We start from the raw sequence: 18702 nt of genomic DNA, 5'->3' as shown, positions 1-18702 counted from the left end.
TCATGACATTCTGCCGACAATAATCCTCCAAACGCGGCAAGTGCCTTGCCTAGAATCCCAGTCTCCGGAACGAGGGCCGCAAGCGGCCGTCGGTCCATTCATCTGACTGGGATTCGCATGCACCGACACCTCTCCTTCACCATCATGGGCGCGGCCTGCGCGCTGCTGCTGGCCGCCTGCGGCGGCTCGGGCAACGACTACCAGACGCCGCCACCGCCCGTCTCCGTTGAGCCGGTGGCGACCAGGATCGATCCGCTCTCGAGCACCGCGCGCGCGATGGACAGCGTGGCCTTCTACGGCGGCAGCGCCTACCTGTCGCTGGCCAACAGCGCGACCGAGGGCTCGGCGGTCCTGAGCGCGAAGCTGCCGCTGTCGGCAGGCTCCACCTGGAGCCCGGTGGGCCTGGGCGCCTGCGCCATGGGCCCGGTCGGCGACTTCATCATGCGTTCGCCGAAGCTCAAGATGGTGGACGGCGACATGTGGCTGATGCAGCCATGGGCCGACACGCCTGACGCCAGCAACGGCCATTCGACCTGCACCCTGGTGGCCAATAGCGCCAGCTTCGTGCCGCGCGACGGCGACCTGCGCACCTGCAATCCCTACTTCTGCGAGACCCTGTCGATGCAGGACATCAAGGGCGCCAACAACCGCCTGTACAGTAATGCCGGCGCCGGCAACAACCTCCTGACCTCGAAGGACAAGGGCAATACCTGGCAGGTGATCCGCGGCTCGAAGGATTCGCAGATGTGCTATCCGTCCAAGTTCCACGTGCTGGGCGACCGCGTGCTGGTCGGCGGCGAATGCCCGCTCGACTTCGCTTTCGTGGAGGCCTATCGCCTGACCGGCGACGGCGGCGCGCTGGCCAGCGAGGACAAGCTGCCGATCGCCCTGCCCGAGATGGAGAACCGCAACGTCCAGTTCATCGAATCGGTGCCGGACACGCAGATGGTGTTCGTCGGCGTCGAGGGCGGCCTACTGCGCAGCGTCGACAACGGCAACAGCTTCAAGTTCGTGATCCACGAACCGCTATCAGGCGGCAAGGGCTATCCCTACATCGGCGCCTTCCTGCCGCTCAAGGGCAAGCCGGATACCCTGGTGGTCGGCGGCTTCGACAAGATGCATGGCCGGCCTTATCTGGCGTGGTCGCAGGACAGCGGCAATTCGTGGACCGATATCTCGGCGCTGGTGCCGGGCTACGAGCGCGCGACCGACGACGAGTACAGCACGCCGTCGGTGTCCGCGCTCGTCCAGGATCCGGACGGCCGCATCATCGTGGTGACCAACGAGCGCGCCGACGGCCAGGGCCGCCTGATGCAGCTGACGCTCGGCGCCGACTGAGGGGGCGAGCCGAGGGGGCGAGCCGAGGGGGCGAGCGCAGCTTCAGATTGGCTTCAGCGCCCCGCGCCTGCCCATGGCAACGCCGGGCGTTTCGTTTGCGTCAAGACTGTCTGTGAGGGCGGAATTCTGTCATGCTCTCGCCTGCATCTCACCACAACGATAATGAAGACATGACCAAAGCCTTGACGACCCGCCTGGCGCTCAGCCTTGCCGCCTTCCCGCTCGCCGCCAGCCCGCTCGCGTTCGCCCAGAACGCCGAACGCCAGCTGGCCGGCGTGACGCGCAACCAGAATACCCTCGAGATCGCGACCAACGACGGCCGCTACCTGATCAAGCCGTATTCGAGCACGATCGTCGAGACCACCTTCATCCCCAAGGGCGAGCGCTTCGATCCGGCTTCGCACGCGGTGATCCTGGCGCCGGTGCAGGTGCAGGCCACGCTCAGGGACGAGGGCGGCCGCCTCACCTACGCCGTCGACGGCGGCATCAGCGTCACGGTCGACAAGCGGCCGTTCCGTATCAGCTATGCTTACAAGGGCAAGCCGCTGGTGGCCGAGAAGCGTGGCTTCGGGCGCGCCGACGGCATGGATGCGATCGAATTCGCGCTGGAAGACGGCGAGGCCCTGTACGGCGCCGGCGCGCGCGCGGTCGGCATGAACCGCCGCGGCCACCGCTTCCAGCTCTACAACAAGGCGCATTACGGCTATGCCGAGCGCTCCGAGCTGCTCAACTACACGATTCCCGTCGCGCTGTCGTCGAAGAAGTACGCCATCCACTTCGATAATCCGCAGACCGGCTGGCTCGATTTCGACAGCCGCAAGGACGGCACGCTGCGCTACGAAGTGATCGGCGGACGCAAGACCTACCAGGTCGTGGCCGGCGACAGCTGGGACCACCTGATGGCCGGCTACACCGGCCTGACCGGCCGCCAGCCGCTGCCGCCGCGCTGGGCCTTCGGCAACTTTGCCAGCCGCTTCGGCTACAAGACCGAGGCCGAGACGCGCGCCGTGGTCGACAAGTTCGCGCAAGAGAAGATCCCGCTCGACGCCGTCATCCTCGACCTCTACTGGTTCGGCAAGACGGTGCAGGGCACGATGGGCAACCTGGCCTGGGACCGCGACAGCTTCCCCAACGCCGAGAAAATGATGGCCGACTTCAAGGCCAGGGGCGTCAAGACGGTGGTGGTCACCGAACCGTTCGTGCTGACCACGTCCAAGCGCTGGGACGAGGCGGTGGACAAGAAGGTCCTCGCTACCGACAAGGCGGGCAAGCCCTACACCTACGATTTCTATTTCGGGAACACGGGCCTGATCGACATCTACAAGAAGGAGGGGCGCGACTGGTGGTGGAGCATCTACCGCGACCTCAAGAAGGGCGGCGTCACCGGCTGGTGGGGCGACCTGGGTGAGCCCGAGGTGCATCCATCCGATCTGCAGCATGCCGCCGGTTCGGCCAACCAGGTGCACAATGTGTACGGCCACGACTGGGCGCGCCTGATTGCCGAGGGCTATAAGCAGGAATTCCCGGCCGAGCGCCCCTTCATCCTGATGCGCGCCGGCTACTCGGGTTCGCAGCGCTTCGGCATGATCCCGTGGTCGGGCGACGTCGCGCGCAGCTGGGGCGGCCTGCAGTCGCAGATGGAGATCTCGCTGCAGATGGGCATGCAGGGCCTGGCCTATATGCACTCCGACCTGGGCGGCTTCGCCGGCGCCGTGCTGGACGACGAGCTGTATGTGCGCTGGCTGCAGTACGGCGTGTTCCAGCCGATCTTCCGTCCGCATGCGCAAGAGGCGGTGGCGTCCGAACCGGTGTTCCGCTCCGAACGTACCAAGGTGCTGGCGCGCGAGGCGGTGTGGCTGCGCTATGCGATGCTGCCGTATAACTACACCATCGCCTTCGACAACGAGCAGACCGGCATGCCGCTGATGCGTCCCCTGATGTTCGTCGAGCCAGACCCGGCCCAGCCGGCCGAGCGTTCGACCACCTATCTGTGGGGGCCGGACTTCCTGGTCACGCCGATCGTGCAGCCGGGCGCCACCCGCGCCGAGGTCTACTTCCCGAACAGCGGCAGCGTATGGTTCGACTTCCATACCGGCCAGGCGCACCAGGGCGGCATCCTCGAGACCGTGAAGCCGGTCGAAGCCAACATCCCGGTCTACGTGCGCGCCGGCGCCTTCGTGCCGATGGCGAAGGTGGTGCAGACCACGCGCGACTACACCGGGCGCGAGATCGACCTGCACTATTATCACGATGCGTCGGTGAGCGCCTCGAGCGGCAAGATGTATGACGACGACGGCGAGACCGCGGGCGCTTATGAGCAGGGCAAGTACGAGATCGTGCGCTTCGACAGCAAGTATACGGAAATGAGCGCCGACAAGCGGCTCGAGATCGGCTTCAGGACAGAAACCGGCAAGGCGATGCAGGCGAAGGAACGGGCCTTCGCGCTCAAGGTGCACAATGTGCGGGCGAAGCCGCGTGGCGTGACGGTCGATGGCCGCGCAGCGCGCTTTGTCTTCAACGCCCAGCAGCACCTGCTCGAAGTGCAGGTCCCGGCGCGCAGGGGCCAGGCGGCGCAGGTCGCCATCGAGCTGTAAGGACGAACGGCGCGGTTCATCGAACCGCGCTTTTTTTCAGCGCGCCACGATCAGGCGCAATCCCAAGCCGATGAACACCGCCCCCGCGATCCGGTCCAGCCACATGCCGGCCGTGGGCGTGCGGTTGAGCCACTGGCCGATCGTCCCCGAAAAATAGCCGAGCGCGCCGAAGATGACGGCTGCCTGCAGGGTGAACACGATGCCCAGCAGGCCGATCTGCAGGTTGGCGTCGCCGCGCGCGGCGACCACGAACTGCGGCAGGAACGACAGGAAGAACAGCACCACCTTGGGATTGATGGCGGCGGCCACCAGCCCCTTGACGAACAGCCGTCCGGCCGGTTCGTCGGATGCGCCGGCAGTCGTCACGCGCGCGCCGCCGCGGCTCTTGACCGCGCCCCATCCCATCCAGATCAGGTACAGGCCGCCCGCCACCTTGAGCGCGGTGAAGGCCGCCGGCGAGGCCGCGATCAGCGCGCTGACGCCGATCACGGCCAGCACCGTATGGCTGATGCAGCCGAAGGCGCATCCGAGCCCGAAGGCGATGCCGCGCAGGCGGCCCTTGGCGATGCCGGTGCTGAGCACCATCAGGTTGTCGGGGCCGGGCGAGAGGGTGATCAGGACGGCGGCGGCGAGAAAGCCGAAGAGTTGTTCGGGCGAGAGCATGCGGGTGTCTGAAAATGAAACGGACGAACAGCTTAACGCATGTCCGTCCGTCGTGACAGAGCCGGGACAGGCTCCTGCAGGCTTACGACTTCTTGCAGCTCAGCTCCTTGGCATTGGCGCCCCATTTGATGGTGACCTTGCCCTGGTGTTCCTTGAATTCCTCGCTGCGGTTGCCGTAGGCGATGCCGCTGGCGGTCTTTTCGCCGCGCAGCAGCACGTGTTCCTTGTCGCGCACCGCGACCATCGAGGCCGGCGTGGTGTCGAGGAAGGTGGCGCTGATCTTGCTGCCGTCGCCGCAGGTGAAGGCGACCGGACCGGTGGTCTTGACCAGCTTGTAGGTCGATTGCAACTGCAGCAGGCGGCTGCCGTAGGCGTTGTTGAGGCAGCCGTTCATGTCTTTGGACTCGGCGCATTGCTTCACGCCGTCCCACCACTTGGTGTGCTGTTCCTGCAGTTCCTTGCCGGCGCCGGCGTCGAGTTTTTCGAGCGCGGCGCGGTACAGGGCGTAGACCATGCCTTCGGATTCGGCCGAACCCGGAGCCTGGCAGATCTTGGCTTCGGCAGTGCCGATGCCGCGCGCGCAGAAGCCGGGCATCGAGACGGCCTGGGCGCCCAGGGGCAGGGCCAGGACGGCGGCGGCGATGAGTAGTCGTTTCATGGTGTGCTCCTTGTTATGCGAGGGTGGGGCGGCGATGCGGCGTCATGCGCAAGCGCCGGTCAGGTAGTTCAGGTCGTTTACTCCGCGATCTTCGCCAGATCGAGTTCGACCCAGGTCGGCGCATGGTCGCTCGGCTTTTCGCGGCCGCGCACGAACTTGTCGACCCCGGCATCCTTCAGCGCCGGCTGCAGCCTGGGGCTGAGCAGCAGGTGATCGATGCGGATGCCGGCGTCGCGCCCGAAGGCGTTGCGGAAGTAATCCCAGAAGGTGTAGATCGTCTCGTCCGGGTGGATGGCGCGCAGCGAATCGAGCCAGCCCTGGTCGATCAGGCGCTCGAAGGCGGCGCGGGTCTCGGGACGGAACAGGGCGTCGTCGACCCAGCGCTCGGGCTTGTAGACGTCGCGCTCGGTCGGGATGACGTTGAAGTCGCCCGCCAGCACCGCCGGTATGCCCTGGGCCAGCAGCTCGAGGCCGCGCAGGCGCAGGCGCTCCATCCAGGCCAGCTTGTAGTCGAACTTGGGTCCCGGCGCCGGGTTCCCGTTCGGCAGGTAGAGGCCGGCAATGAGGATGCCCTTGTAGACCGCCTCGATGTAGCGGCTTTGCTCGTCGGTTTCGTCGCCCGGCAGGCCGCGCTGCACCTCTTGCGCGGGCTCGCGGGTGATGATCGCCACGCCGTTCCAGCTTTTCTGGCCGTGCCAGAGGGCGTGGTAGCCGGCGTCCTGGATCGCCTGCAGCGGGAACTTGTCTTGCGGGGCCTTGAGTTCCTGCAGGCAGACGACGTCGGGCTGGCGCTCGCCGAGGTACTGGACGAGGGCGTCCAGCCGGCTGTTGATGCTGTTGACATTGTAGGTTACGACGAGCATGGCTTCTCCGATCGGGTTGAGGTAATTATGACAACAATTTCTTGCGGTCGGCGCACGGCTAGCATCGCCGGCGCCGCTCTATATGAGTTTTTCGACATTTTCTTATGGCAAATTAGTCGTTTTTCGATATAAGCGTTTGTTCTATACTCGCAAGATCGACATCCTAGCCGGAGCATCAATGTTCACTCGCCGTCACCTTATCCTGAGCACCTTCGCCCTGGGCGTCTCGCTGTCTGCCGGCCTGGCGCACGCCGACCAGCTGGCCGACATCAAGAAGAAGGGGCAGATCGTGTTCGGCGTGCTCGGCACCGATGAACCGAACAGCTTCATCGACCCGACATCGCGCCAGCTGGTCGGCTACGAGATCGACATCGCCAATGCGGTGGCGAAGAAGCTGGGCGTGAAACCGGTGTTCAAGCAGATCTCGGTCGCCGCCCGCATTCCCGAGCTGCAGCAGGGCCACGTCGACATCCTGGCCGCTTCGCTCACCCACAACAAGGAGCGCGAATCGCAGGTCGATTTCGCGCTGACCCACTTCGTGACCGGTTCCAAGGTCATGGTGCGCGCGGCCAGCGGCATTACCGGCTTGCCGCAACTGGCCGGCAAGAAGGTGCTGACCGTGCGCGGCGGCACCCAGGAAACGAATATCCGCAAGGCGGTGCCGAACGTCGAGGTGGTGACGTTCGAGAACACCCAGCAAGCCTTCCAGGCGCTGCGCCAGGGGAAAGGCGTCGCCTACGTCAACGACGAATCCTCGCTGCTGTCCGACTACGGCAAGCTGGGCCCTGCCGCCAAGGGCTTCACGATCCTGGCGCCGTCGATCGGCAACGAGCCGCTCGCGCTCGGCCTGCGCAAGGGCGAGAAGGGCCTGAAGGCGGCGGTCGACCAGACCCTGCGCGAGCTGGAAAGCAGCGGCGCCGCCCAGCAGCTGTTCAATAAATGGTATGGCCCCGGCACCCGCACCAACCTCGCCAAGCGCAGCTTCAAGATCCACACCGACCAGATCTGAGCCTGGTCTTGTTCTTCGATCCGACCATCCTGCAGTCCGGCGAGTACCACGACTGGCTGGTGCAGGGATTCATCCTGTCGATCCAGCTGACCGTCATCAGCTTCGCCTTCGCGCTGCCCTTCGGCGCGCTGGTGGCGCTGATGCGCACCTCGACCTTCGCGCCGCTGCGCGCGCTCGGCGCGACGCTGGTCGAGGCGATCCGCAACGTGCCGCTGCTGGCGCACCTGCTGTTCTGGTACTTCGCGTTTCCCGAACTGCTGCCGGAGTCCGCGCGCGAAGTCCTGTACGCGAACAACCCCGAAGTGGTCTGCGCCGTCATCGCATTGACGCTGTACGCCGGCGTGCACATGGCCGAGGACATCCGCAGCGGCATCCGCGCCGTGTCCGCGATCCAGCTCGAGGCCGCGCGTTCGCTGGGCCTGGGGCGGGTGGCCGCGGTGCGCCTGGTGCTGCTGCCGCAGGCGCTGCGCGCCTCGGTGCCGCCGCTGCTGTCGCAGACCGTCAACCTGTGGAAGGACACGAGCGTGGCCACCGTCATCGGCGCCGCGGAGTTGATGTACCAGGCCGCGCGCGTGGAAACGGCCAGTTTTCGCAGCCTGGAGGCGTTCACCTTCGCCACGCTGGCCTACCTGACGGTCTCGCTCGTGATCTCGCTGCTCGCTTACCTGTTCCAGCGCCGCTATCCGGTGAGGACGGCCTGAAAGACGACGGATGCTCGAGCTGATCGATACCTACTGGCTGTACTTCCTGGTCGGCCAATATCCTGAAGGGCCGCTCGGCGGCCTGGTGCTGACCATCCTGCTGTCGGGCGCCGCGCTGGTGCTGGCGATGCCGCTCGGCCTGCTGCTCGGCATTGCCCGCGTCAGCCCGTATCGCGCGATCAGCCTGCCGGTGGCCGGCCTGGTGCAGGTGGTGCGCGCCGTGCCGCTGCTGCTGGTGCTGTTCTGGGTGTATTTCTTCCTGCCCGCCGTCACCGGCGTCAAGACCTCGCAGGCGACCACGATGCTGATGGTGCTGGTGGTGTTCGACAGCGTCTACCTGGCCGAGATCGTGGCCGCCGGCCTGCGCGCGTTGCCCAAGGGGCAGCTGGAGAGCGCCCGTTCGCTGGGCCTGGGCTATGGCGCCGCGCTGCGCCACGTGGTGCTGCCGCAGACCCTGCGCCATGGCCTGCCGTCGATCGTCAACCAGCTGGTCTCGACCATCAAGGCGACTTCGCTCGGCTACATCATCGGTCTGTCGGAAGTGTCGTTCATCGCCACCCAGATCAATACCCTGGTGTTCACCCGGGCGGTGGAGGTGTACCTGATCCTGGCGCTGACCTATTTCATCCTGTGTTTCGGCCTGTCCCGCCTGGCCTTCCTGCTCGAGCGGCGCCTGCAGCGCCGCACTGCGCAAGCTTCATGAAAGTCCACCAACGATGATCGTCCTCGATAAAGTCAACAAATACTACGGCGACTACCACGCGCTGGTGGACATCACCGAGCGCGTCGGGAACAACGAGGTGCTGGTGGTGTGCGGGCCGTCCGGCTCCGGCAAGTCGACCCTGATCCGCACCCTCAACCGGCTGGAAGAGATCGATTCCGGCCGCATCGAGATCGACGGCCGCGACATCCACGCCAGGGGCCTGGATGTCAACGCGCTGCGCGCCGGCATCGGTTTCGTGTTCCAGAGCTTCAATCTGTTCCCGCACCTGACAGCGCTCGAGAATTGCACGCTGGCGCCGGTCAAGCTGAAACGGGCGACCAGGGCCGAGGCCCGCGAACACGCCATGGGGCTGCTCGAGCGGGTCGGCCTGGCGCACAAGGCCGACGCCTATCCGAACGCGCTGTCGGGCGGCCAGCAGCAGCGCGTGGCCATCGCGCGCGCGCTGGCCATGCGTCCGCCGATCATGCTGTTCGACGAGCCGACCAGCGCGCTCGACCCCGAGATGGTGGGCGAGGTGCTGCAGGTGATGCGGTCGCTGGCGGGAGAGGGGATGACGATGGTGTGCGTGACCCACGAGATGGGCTTTGCGCGCGACGTGGCCGACCGCGTCTGGTTCATGGCCGAAGGGAAGATCCTGGAACAGGCCACGCCGCAGGAATTCTTCGCCCATCCACGACACCCGCGCGCGCAGCAGTTCCTGGCCGACCGCCGCCGCGATTAGGCGAGGTTAGGCGAGGTTAGGCGAGACGCGCCGCTGGTATGATGGAGCCCCACGGCTTTCATCACAGGACGGCAGCATGGCGCACCAGACCATCCTCGAATTTTCGACCAGCGGGCGCGGCACCCGCGACATCACGCGCGACGTCGCCGCCGTGGTCGCGGCATCGACGCTGCAATGCGGTCTGGTCCACGTCTTCGTGCAGCACACCAGCTGCTCGCTGCTGCTTACCGAGAACGCCGACGGCGACGTGCGGCGCGACCTGGAAACCATCGTCGCACGCCTGGCGCCGGACGGCGATCCGGCCTATCGCCACGACGCCGAAGGGCCGGACGATATGTCGGCCCACGGCCGCACCATGCTCACCGACACCGCGCTCACGGTTCCGGTCGGGGCAGGGCGGCTGTTGCTGGGCACCTGGCAGGGCATCTACCTGTGGGAACACCGCACGGCCCCGCACCGGCGCCGGCTGGTCGTCACGGTGCTGGGCGATTGAAACATATGCATATTATGACGGCGGCATGGAATCCGCTCCCGGCGTGGATCGGGGCCGCGACTTCTGGTAGTGTGAAGCGCTCGAGCTCTTCCACGTCCAGGACCCCATGAACGCCGCCTCCGCGAGCCGTCGCCGCACCCTCCTGACTCTGCTGGCGCTGTGCGCCGAACTGGCCCTGCTCGCGCGCGAGCATCTGCATGGCGGCGTGCTGTCGCATCACCTGCTGGCCAATCCCGAGTTGCCCGCGGTGTCCAACTGGTGGGGCCTGTTGCTGGTGCCGCTGCTGACCTGGTGGACCGTCGGCAGGGTCGAGCGCCGCGCACGGCTTGCCGCCACTGGCGGGCTTTCGCTCAGGCCGGCTCCCCTCGTCGCCTTCCTGTGCGCGCTGGCCTACGGCGCCACGCTGGCGGCGCTGTTCGCGGCCGGCAGTCCCCTGGTCGACTACGTCTTCTTCGGCCTGCTGGCGCTGGCCCTCGTGGTGCGCCTGTGGCATGCCGAATACCTGCTGGGCTTCGTACTGGCCATGAATTTCGTGGCTGGGCCGATCCTGCCGGCCATGTTCGGGGCCGTCATCGCGCTGTTTTCATGGCTGGTGCATGCGGCGGGGCGCGCGTTGTGGCGCCGGCTGCGTCCGGGCGTGGCCTGAGATAATCACTGGCTGCTACCATCTCGCACAAGACTGACCGCGTCGGCGTGATGGCCACGGCGCGGCGCTCGCGAGACGCGCGGCAAGCTTTCCAGGACGTTCCGTGTGGCCGCAAGCGCGGCTTTGTTCCTATAATTGGCGGCCAGCCGGCGTGTTGTCGGCCCGTTTTCGCCACCTCCGACCATCCATGACGTCCAGCACCGCCACCCTCGACGAAGAAGCGCGCCTCGCCGTCCTCGATTCCTACGGCATCCTCGACACTCCGCCCGAGCGTTCGTTCGACGACGTCGTGCGCCTCGTCAGCCAGTTGCTGGCCGCGCCGATCGTGGCGGTCAACCTGATCGCGCGCGGCCGCCAGTGGTTCAAGTCCGAGATCGGCCTGGGCATGCGCGAGATGCCGCTGGACGATTCGATCTGCCGCTTCGCGCTGCTCGAGGAGCAGCAGCTGATCGTGCCCGACACGCGCGAGGACCCGCGCTTCCGCTGCAATCCGCTGGTGACGAAGGACGCCGGGCTGCGCTTTTACGCCGGGGCCCTGCTCAAGACGCGCGACGGCGTCCCGCTCGGCACCTTGTGCGTGCTGGACAACAAGCCGCGGCCGCAGGGCTTGAGCGAGCAGGAGCAGTTCGTGCTGGCCACCCTGGCGCACCAGGTCATGAGCCAGATCGAGCTGCGCAAGGCGATGACCGAGCAGGAGGCCCTGATCGCGGCGCTGCGCCAGGCCGACCAGCGCAAGGATGAATTCCTCGCCATGCTGGCCCACGAGCTGCGCAATCCGCTGGCGCCGATCGTCTCGGCCGCCACCATGCTGTCCAATTTCAACCTCGACCCCGCGATGGTGCAGCGCGCCAGCGAGATCGTGGCGCGCCAGGCCGGCCACATGACGTCGCTGATCGACGACCTGCTGGACGTCTCGCGCGTCACCCGCGGCAAGGTGGAGCTCGAATTGCGCGAACTGGAATTCAAGGACGTCATCGCCGACGCCGTCGAACAGGTGCGCCCGCTGATCGAGAAGCACCGGCACCGCCTGACCGTCGACCTGCCGCCGGCGCGCGCCATCGTGGTGGGCGACCGCAAGCGCCTGGTGCAGGTCATGACCAACCTGCTCAGCAACGCCGCCAAGTACACGCTCGAAGGCGGTCACATCGAGGTGCGCCTGACGACGGACGGCGGCGCGCTGGCGGTCGACATCCGCGACGACGGCATCGGCATGTCGCCCGACCTGATCGCCAGCGCCTTCGACCTGTTCGCGCAAGGGGCGCGGGGCCTGGACCGCAGCCAGGGCGGCCTGGGCATCGGGCTGGCGCTGGTACGCAGCCTGCTCAAGCTGCACGGCGGCGCGGTCAGCGCCAGCAGCGAAGGTCCGGGGCAGGGCAGCACCTTCCACGTCAGCCTGCCGCTGTCGACGCGCGCCCAGGTCGAGCGGCGCGCGCGCGACCGCAGCCCGCCGCGCGCCAGCGTGCCGGCGCTGCGCATCGGCGTGGTCGACGACAACGAGGACGCGGCGGTCACGCTGTCGCTGCTGCTCGAAACCCTGGGGCACACGGTGCTGGTCGCCCACTCCGCGCGCGAGGCCCTGGCCGCGCTGCCGGCCTTTGGGCCGGATGTGTGCCTGCTCGACATCGGCCTGCCCGAGATGAACGGTTACGAGCTGGCCGCCGCGCTGCGCAAGCAGCCAGGCGCGGCGCAGGCGATCCTGATCGCGGTGAGCGGCTATGCGCAACAGAAGGACCGGGCGCAGGCGCTGGCGGCGGGCTTCCACGACCTGTTCGCCAAGCCGGTCGACCTCGACGTCCTGGGCGCCGCCCTGATGCAGATCGAGAGCCGGCGCGCGGCGTGAAGGCGGTGTTGCGCTGCAGCGCTGGCGTGCGCCGGCAAGGTCGCGGGGCAGGCAGAATCTGTCCGATCAGTCGAGAAAGGACAGAACGATGACTCAGCGTTACCAACCCATCACACGCCTGGGCCTGGGCGGCACCGGCCTGGGCGATATGTACCACAAGACCAGCGAAGAGGCTGCGCAAGCCACCGTCGACGCCGCCTGGGACGCCGGCATCCGCTATGTCGACACCGCGCCGCACTACGGTGCCGGCCTGTCCGAGCACCGTTTCGGCCAGGCGCTGCGGCGCCGTCCGCGCAACGAATACACGCTGTCGTCCAAGGTCGGCCGCATCCTGGTGCCGAGCGAGACGCCCGAGATCGCCGATCCCTTCGTGGGCGGCTTGCCGTTCCGGCGCGTCACCGACTACACGGCCGACGGCGCGCGCCGCTCGATCGAGGACAGCCTGCAGCGCATGGCGCTGTCGCACATCGACATCGTGTATGTGCACGACCTGTCGCCGGACCGCTTCAGCCAGGCCGAGTACGAGCACTACTACGCCATCGCGGCCGGCCGCGGCGGCGCCTTCGAAGGCCTGGTCAGGCTGCGCGAGGAGGGCGTGATCAAGGGCTGGGGCCTGGGCGTGAACACGGTCGACCCCTGCCTGCGCGCGCTGCGCGACTCCGATCCCGACATCTTCCTGCTGGCCGGCCGCTATACGCTGATGGAAACCACGCCATTGGAAGAACTGTTCCCGCTGTGCGAGGAACGCGGCGCGAAGGTGGTGCTGGGCGGGCCGTTCAATTCCGGCTTCCTGGCCGGCGGCCCGAACTACGACTACGGCCCGGCGGACGACGACAAGATCGCGCGGCGCGAGCGCCTGCGCCAGGTGGCGGCGCGCCACGGCGTCGACCTGCCGGCGGCGGCGCTGCAGTTCGGGCTGGCGCATCCGGTGGTGGTGGCGACCATTCCCGGCGCCAGCAGCGTGGCGCACCTGCAGCGTAACGCGGCGCTGATGGACATCGTCATCCCGCCGGCGTTCTGGGAAGAATTGAAGGCCGAGGGTTTGCTGGCGGCAGAGGCGCCGCTACCGAACGGCAAGCCGGCGCTGCAAGGCGCGGCTTAAAACTGCTCCTCCGGGGCCAGGTAGCGCCACTGGCCTTCCGGCAGGTTGCCCAGCTTGACCTTGCCGATGCGCACGCGCTTGAGGCCCACCACCTTCAGCCCGACCATATCGCACATGCGCCGGATCTGGCGCTTCTTGCCTTCGCGCAGGGTAAAGCTCAGCTGATCCTCGTTCTGCCAGCGCACCTTGGCCGGCAATAGCGGCTTGCCGTCCATCCACAGGCCGTGATTGAGCTTTTTCAGGTCGCTGTCGGGCAGCTTGCCCGGCCTGGTGTACTGCACCCGCACCAGGTATTCCTTGTCGACGCTGGTGGTCTCGCCGATCAGGTGCTTGGCGATGCGGCCGTCCTGCGACAGCACGAGCAGACCCACCGAATCGATGTCGAGCCGGCCGCACGGCACCAGGCTGCGCAGCTGGGTCGGGTGGAACTGCTCCTTCGACGGGTCTTCCGCCCAGCGGTTCTCGGGCTTGATCAGGGCGACGGCCGGCGTGTAGCCATCCTCGGCCTGGCCGCTGACGTAGCCGACCGGCTTGTTGATCAGGATGGTCACGCGTTTCGATTGCTCGGCCGCGGCCTGGCGCTCGACCGTGATGCGCTGGTTCGGCAACACCTTGCTGCCCAGTTCCGAGACGACCTTGCCGTCCACCCGCACCCAGCCGCGGGCGATCCATTCATCGGCTTCGCGGCGCGAGCACAGGCCGAGTTCGGACATACGTTTGGAGAGGCGGAGCGGTTCGGTCATCGAGAAAGCTTTACTGTAAAAAGGGGTGAATCAAATCTTGAGGGCGTCGAGAAGATCGGTCTCGAGCTGCACCTGGGTGCGTGGATTGTTCAGGGCCGGGCCGTCGATCAGGAACACGTCCTCGACGCGCTCGCCCAGGGTCATGATCTTGGCCGTGTGCAGGTTCAGCCGGTAGCGCGCCAGCACGCTGGCGATCGCGTACAGCAGGCCCATGCGGTCGTTGGCGGCGATCGACAGCACGTGGAACTGGCCGCGCTCGTCCGGCCGCAGCTCGACCGTCGGCGTGATCGGGAAGGTGCGCGCCACGCGCGACAGGCGTCCGCGCACCAGCGGCGGCAGCGCCTCCTGCGACAGCAGCTGGGAGCAGAGCTCGTGCTCGATCAGGCTGATGATGTCGCGGTAGCTGCCGGCGAAGTTCTCGTCCGCTACCAGGAAGCTGTCCAGCGCATAGCCGTGGCGCGTGGTGTGGATCTTGGCGTCCAGGATGCTGAAGTTCTTGCGGTCGAAGTAGCTGCAGATGCGCGCGAACAGGTCGGGCTGGTCCTTGACGTAGACCGCCACCTGCAGGCCTTCGCCGATCGGCGCCAGGCGCGCCTTGACAACCGGCTTGTCGCTGTCGACCTTGTCGACCAGCGCGCGCGTCTGCCAGGCGATGTCGGAGGCGTCGTGGCGCAGGAAGTAGGCCACGTCGAGCTGCTTCCACAGCGCTTCGTGGGCGTTGGCGTCCAGGCCGAACAGGCGCAGGGTGGCCAGCGCTTCCTTCTGGCGCGTGCGTAGCTCGCGGTCGGCCGAATGCGGCTCGCCGCCCAGCACGCGCAGCGTGACCTTGTACAGGTCTTCCAGCAGCTTGGCCTTCCAGGCGTTCCACACCTTGGGGCTGGTGCCGCGGATGTCGGCCACGGTCAGCAGGTACAGCGCGGTCAGATGGCGCTCGTCCCCGACCACGGCGGCGAAGGCCTGGATCACGTCGGGGTCGGACAAGTCCTGCTTCTGCGCCACCGTCGACATGGTCAGGTGCTGCTCGACCAGGAACACCACCAGCTCGGTATCTTCTTCATTGATGCCGTGGTCGCGGCAGAACGCGCGCGCGTCATCCATGCCGAGCTTGGAGTGGTCGCCGCCGCGGCCCTTGGCGATGTCGTGGAACAGGGCCGCCACGTACAGCAGCCAGCGGTCGTGGAAGTCGGCGATCAGCTGGCTGCAGAACGGATATTCGTGCGCGTGTTCCGGCATCGTGAAGCGGCGCAGGTTGCGGATCACCATCATGATGTGCTGGTCCACGGTGTACACGTGGAACAGGTCATGCTGCATCTGGCCGACGATCTTGCGGAAGGCCGGCAGGTAGCGGCCCAGGATGCCGAATTCGTTCATGCGGCGCAGCGCATGCACCAGGCCGCGCGGCGCCTGCAGCACACGCAGGAACAGCGCCTTGTTCGCCGGGTCGGCGCGGAAAGCCTCGTCGATCAGCGTGCGCGCATGCCACAGGGCGCGCGTGGCGCGCGCGCTCAATCCCTTGAGTTCGCGGCGCTCGGTCATCGCCACGAACAGCTCGAGGATGGCGGACGGGTGCTTTTCGAAGGTGTCGTCGGCCACCACGTCGATCAGGCTGCCCACCTGGGTGAAGTGGGCGCTGATCGGGAAGGCCACCGCCGGCTGCGGGAACAGCTGGGCTTCGATGTTCTGCAGCAAAATCGTATTCAACTGGGTCACGGTCTTGGCGGCCCAGTAGTAACGCTGCATCAGGAATTCGCTGGCGCGGCGCGCGTCCGGCCCTTCGCCGCTGGCGGTGAGGCCCAGCGTGCCGGCGATCGCGGTCTGGACGTCGAACACCAGCCGGTCTTCGCGCCTTTTCGTATGCAGGTGCAGCCGGATGCGGATGTCCTTGAAGGCGCTTTCCTTTTCCAGCAGCTGGCGCGCCTCCATGCGCGTGATCAGGCCGCGCGTGGCGAGCTGGCCGAAGGTGTCGGCCAGGCCCGCGGCCTTGGCCACCCACAGGATCACCTGCAGGTCGCGCAGCGCGCCCGGGCTTTCTTTCACGTTCGGTTCGAGCGCGAAGGCGGTGTATTCGTACTTGGCGTGGCGCAGCCGCATCTCGGCGGTCTTGGCCTGGAAGAAGGCCTGCGGATCGAGGGCGTCGCGGTAGCGCCGCTGCAGTTCCTCGAACAGCGGCGCGCTGCCGGTGACCAGGCGCGCTTCCAGCAGGCTCGTTTGCACGGTGATGTCGGCGGCGGACTCGCTCAGGCACTCGTCCACGGTGCGGATGCTGTGGCCGATTTCCAGGCCCAGGTCCCACAGCAGCTGGACCAGGCCTTCCAGGCGCGCCTGGGTGATGGCGTCGGCCGGCTGTCCCAGCAGGATCAGGAGGTCGACGTCGGAATAGGGGAACAGTTCGCCGCGCCCGTAGCCGCCCACGCCCACCAGCGCGGTGTCGTCGGGCAGGCCGGCGGCCTGCCAGGCGTCGAGCAGGACGCCGTCGACCACCTGGCGCAGGCCGCGCAGGAGCTTCTCGGGCTTGCCGTCTTCCTGGAAGGCCTGGAACGCCAGCTGGCGTTCGGCCTTCAGGCGCTGGCGCAAGGTGGTGCGGGCGGTGTCGAGCAGGGCGGCCTGTCCCATGGGCGGCTCCTTCAGGCCGCGGCCAGGGTCGGCACCGCGCCCGGGTTCAGGAGCGGCAGCACGATGGCCGGCGGCGGCGGGCTGCCGGCCGACATGGTCAGCACCTCGACCCCGGTCTCGGTGACCAGCACCGTGTGTTCCCACTGGGCCGACAGGCTGCGATCCTTGGTCTTGATGGTCCAGCCGTCCGGCATTTCCTTGATGTCGCGGCGGCCGGCGTTGATCATCGGCTCGATGGTGAAGATCATGCCGGGTTTGAGCTCTTCCAGGGTGCCGGGACGGCCGTAGTGCAGCACCTGCGGCTCTTCGTGGAACACGCGGCCCACGCCGTGGCCGCAGAACTCGCGCACCACGCTGTAGCCGGCCTTTTCGGCGTGCTGCTGGATCGCATGGCCGATGTCGCCCAGGCGCTTGCCCGGCTTGACCGCGGCGATGCCCAGCCACATGCACTCGAAGGTGATCTCGGACAGGCGGCGCGCCATGATCGACGGCTCGCCGACCAGGAACATGCGGCTGTTGTCGCCGTGGTAGCCGTCCTTGGTGATCGGCGTGATGTCGATGTTGAGCGCATCGCCCGATTTCAGCACGCGATCGCCCGGGATGCCGTGGCAGATCACGTCGTTGAGCGAGGTGCAGATCGAGCCGGGGAAGGGCGGGTAGCCGGGCGGGGCGTAGTTCAGGGTCGCCGGGGTCGTGCCCTGGACGTTGACCATGTATTCATACGCCAGGCGGTCGAGTTCGCCGGTGGTGACGCCGGGCTTCACGAACGGGGTGATATAGTCGAGCACTTCCGAGCCGAGGCGGCAGGCGACGCGCATGCCTTCGATTTCTTCGGGAGTTTTGGGAGTGGATGCCATAGGGATTCTTATCCTGCAGTAGTCGATGCCATAAGTCTGGGCAATAAGGGTTCATTATAGAGGAAACATTCCTTCCTCAGGGCGGACCCCATCGCCACTCCCACGTCACGCTTGAACAAAACGGCAAATCCCGCTAGAATCTCGGGTTGCTCGGATTCGCATCGAGCAATGTTGTAAAAAGCATCTTTTATTTTATTGAAATCGCGAATGTGGCCCTAAAAGGGTGCCTGACTGGTGACTGGCCACATTCAAGACCCAACCCTGGAGAATTACATGTCCGTTACTATGCGTGAAATGCTGGAAGCCGGTATCCACTTCGGCCACCAGACCCGTTTCTGGAACCCAAAGATGGCGCCGTTCATCTTCGGTCATCGCAACAAGATCCACATCATCAACCTGGAAAAGACCATGGCGATGTACCAGGATGCGATGAAGACCATCAAGCAGATCTCGGCCAACCGCGGCACCATCCTGATGGTCGGCACCAAGCGCCAGGCGCGCGACATCATCGCCGCTGAAGCACAGCGCGCTGGCGTGCCTTACGTCGACCAGCGCTGGTTGGGCGGCATGCTGACCAACTTCAAGACCATCAAGACCTCGATCAAGCGTCTGAAAGACATGGAAGCGCAAGTCGAAGACGGTTCGGTCGAGAAGATGTCGAAGAAAGAAGCGCTGCTGTTCTCGCGCGAAATGGAAAAGCTGCAAAAGTCGATCGGCGGCATCAAGGACCTGGGCGGCGTGCCTGACGCGATCTTCGTCGTCGACGTCGGCTACCACAAGGGCACCATCACCGAAGCCGGCAAGCTGGGCATCCCGGTCATCGGCATCGTCGATACCAACCACTCGCCAGAAGGCGTGACCCACGTCATCCCAGGCAACGACGACTCGTCGAAAGCGATCACCCTGTACGCACGCGGCGTCGCCGATGCGATCCTGGAAGGCCGCGCCAACGCCACCAACGAAGTCGTTGAAATGGTCAAGGCTGGCGGCGACGACTTCGTCGAAGTTTCCGAGCAAGCATAAGTGACGGCGAGCTTCGCTCGCTGACACATCGAAGGGGGCGCCGCACACACGAGCCCCCCTTTTTTTAAGCTGAATACCTGCGGGGCGTTGTCATAACGACCTGCAACCGGATAA

The 18702-nt window shown here is 66.4% G+C and carries 17 protein-coding genes; 11 read left to right on the top strand and 6 right to left on the bottom strand.

Annotated features, from left to right (window positions below; translation table 11 throughout):
- Window positions 1-117: 117 nt before the first annotated feature.
- Window positions 118-1338, top strand: coding sequence for a hypothetical protein (locus KY496_RS07125; protein WP_229520457.1), 1221 nt, complete (start codon window positions 118-120; stop codon window positions 1336-1338).
- Window positions 1339-1508: 170 nt separating this feature from the next.
- Window positions 1509-3932, top strand: coding sequence for a TIM-barrel domain-containing protein (locus KY496_RS07120; protein ID WP_229520456.1), 2424 nt, complete (start codon window positions 1509-1511; stop codon window positions 3930-3932).
- A gap of 36 nt (window positions 3933-3968) precedes the next feature.
- Here the strand turns inward: KY496_RS07120 and KY496_RS07115 are convergent, their stop codons facing one another.
- The 3 genes from KY496_RS07115 to xth all read right to left on the bottom strand — a co-directional run bounded on the left by KY496_RS07115 (window position 3969) and on the right by xth (window position 6116).
- Window positions 3969-4595, bottom strand: coding sequence for a LysE family translocator (locus tag KY496_RS07115; RefSeq protein ID WP_071362467.1), 627 nt, complete (start codon window positions 4593-4595; stop codon window positions 3969-3971).
- A gap of 82 nt (window positions 4596-4677) precedes the next feature.
- The gene (locus KY496_RS07110) at window positions 4678-5253 is read right to left on the bottom strand and encodes an MliC family protein (RefSeq protein ID WP_184240328.1); all 576 of its coding nucleotides are present in this window, start codon (window positions 5251-5253) and stop codon (window positions 4678-4680) included.
- Window positions 5254-5330: 77 nt separating this feature from the next.
- Window positions 5331-6116, bottom strand: a complete 786-nt coding sequence (xth, locus tag KY496_RS07105; RefSeq protein ID WP_184240330.1) for an exodeoxyribonuclease III — start codon at window positions 6114-6116, stop codon at window positions 5331-5333.
- Window positions 6117-6294: 178 nt separating this feature from the next.
- On the opposite strand from xth, the gene KY496_RS07100 reads away from it, so the two are divergent.
- From KY496_RS07100 to KY496_RS07065, 8 genes are all read left to right on the top strand, one after another.
- On the top strand, window positions 6295-7125 hold the full coding sequence (locus tag KY496_RS07100; RefSeq protein ID WP_219864341.1) for an ABC transporter substrate-binding protein: 831 nt from the start codon (window positions 6295-6297) through the stop codon (window positions 7123-7125).
- A gap of 8 nt (window positions 7126-7133) precedes the next feature.
- Window positions 7134-7826: an amino acid ABC transporter permease gene (locus KY496_RS07095; RefSeq protein ID WP_219864340.1), complete on the top strand. Its 693-nt coding sequence runs from the start codon at window positions 7134-7136 to the stop codon at window positions 7824-7826.
- Between the two features lie 10 nt (window positions 7827-7836).
- Window positions 7837-8529, top strand: coding sequence for an amino acid ABC transporter permease (locus KY496_RS07090; protein ID WP_219864339.1), 693 nt, complete (start codon window positions 7837-7839; stop codon window positions 8527-8529).
- 13 nt (window positions 8530-8542) lie between these two features.
- The gene (locus tag KY496_RS07085; RefSeq protein ID WP_219864338.1) at window positions 8543-9271 is read left to right on the top strand and encodes an amino acid ABC transporter ATP-binding protein; all 729 of its coding nucleotides are present in this window, start codon (window positions 8543-8545) and stop codon (window positions 9269-9271) included.
- A 76-nt stretch (window positions 9272-9347) separates the two neighbouring features.
- Window positions 9348-9764, top strand: coding sequence for a secondary thiamine-phosphate synthase enzyme YjbQ (locus tag KY496_RS07080; RefSeq protein WP_219864337.1), 417 nt, complete (start codon window positions 9348-9350; stop codon window positions 9762-9764).
- Window positions 9765-9870: 106 nt separating this feature from the next.
- Window positions 9871-10410, top strand: coding sequence for a hypothetical protein (locus KY496_RS07075; protein ID WP_071362474.1), 540 nt, complete (start codon window positions 9871-9873; stop codon window positions 10408-10410).
- Between the two features lie 187 nt (window positions 10411-10597).
- A complete protein-coding gene (locus KY496_RS07070) occupies window positions 10598-12250 on the top strand; it encodes an ATP-binding protein (protein WP_051205089.1) in 1653 nt (550 codons plus the stop codon).
- Window positions 12251-12338: 88 nt separating this feature from the next.
- Window positions 12339-13352 (top strand): aldo/keto reductase, encoded by a 1014-nt coding sequence (locus KY496_RS07065; protein WP_219864336.1) that lies wholly within the window; start codon window positions 12339-12341, stop codon window positions 13350-13352.
- Here KY496_RS07065 and KY496_RS07060 read toward each other — a convergent pair.
- Genes KY496_RS07060 through map form a run of 3 tightly spaced genes read right to left on the bottom strand, consistent with a single transcriptional unit; the run spans window position 13349 to window position 17565 of the window.
- Window positions 13349-14095: a pseudouridine synthase gene (locus KY496_RS07060; protein ID WP_219864335.1), complete on the bottom strand. Its 747-nt coding sequence runs from the start codon at window positions 14093-14095 to the stop codon at window positions 13349-13351. The two genes, KY496_RS07065 and KY496_RS07060, sit on opposite strands and share 4 nt — an antisense overlap.
- A gap of 30 nt (window positions 14096-14125) precedes the next feature.
- Window positions 14126-16708: a [protein-PII] uridylyltransferase gene (locus KY496_RS07055; RefSeq protein ID WP_071362478.1), complete on the bottom strand. Its 2583-nt coding sequence runs from the start codon at window positions 16706-16708 to the stop codon at window positions 14126-14128.
- A gap of 11 nt (window positions 16709-16719) precedes the next feature.
- On the bottom strand, window positions 16720-17565 hold the full coding sequence (gene map / locus KY496_RS07050; RefSeq protein ID WP_005667507.1) for a type I methionyl aminopeptidase: 846 nt from the start codon (window positions 17563-17565) through the stop codon (window positions 16720-16722).
- A 273-nt stretch (window positions 17566-17838) separates the two neighbouring features.
- Between map and rpsB the strand changes: the two genes are divergently transcribed.
- Window positions 17839-18588 carry a 30S ribosomal protein S2 gene (gene rpsB / locus KY496_RS07045; protein WP_005667508.1) on the top strand — a complete coding sequence of 250 codons (750 nt, stop codon included), beginning with the start codon at window positions 17839-17841 and terminating at the stop codon, window positions 18586-18588.
- The last annotated feature ends 114 nt before the right edge of the window (window positions 18589-18702 follow it).

Source organism: Massilia sp. NP310, from assembly GCF_019443485.1.
Classification (GTDB): Bacteria; Pseudomonadota; Gammaproteobacteria; order Burkholderiales; family Burkholderiaceae_D; genus Telluria; species Telluria timonae.
The sequence above is the reverse complement of the archived record's forward strand: the minus strand, read 5'-3'. Positions and strand labels throughout refer to the sequence as shown.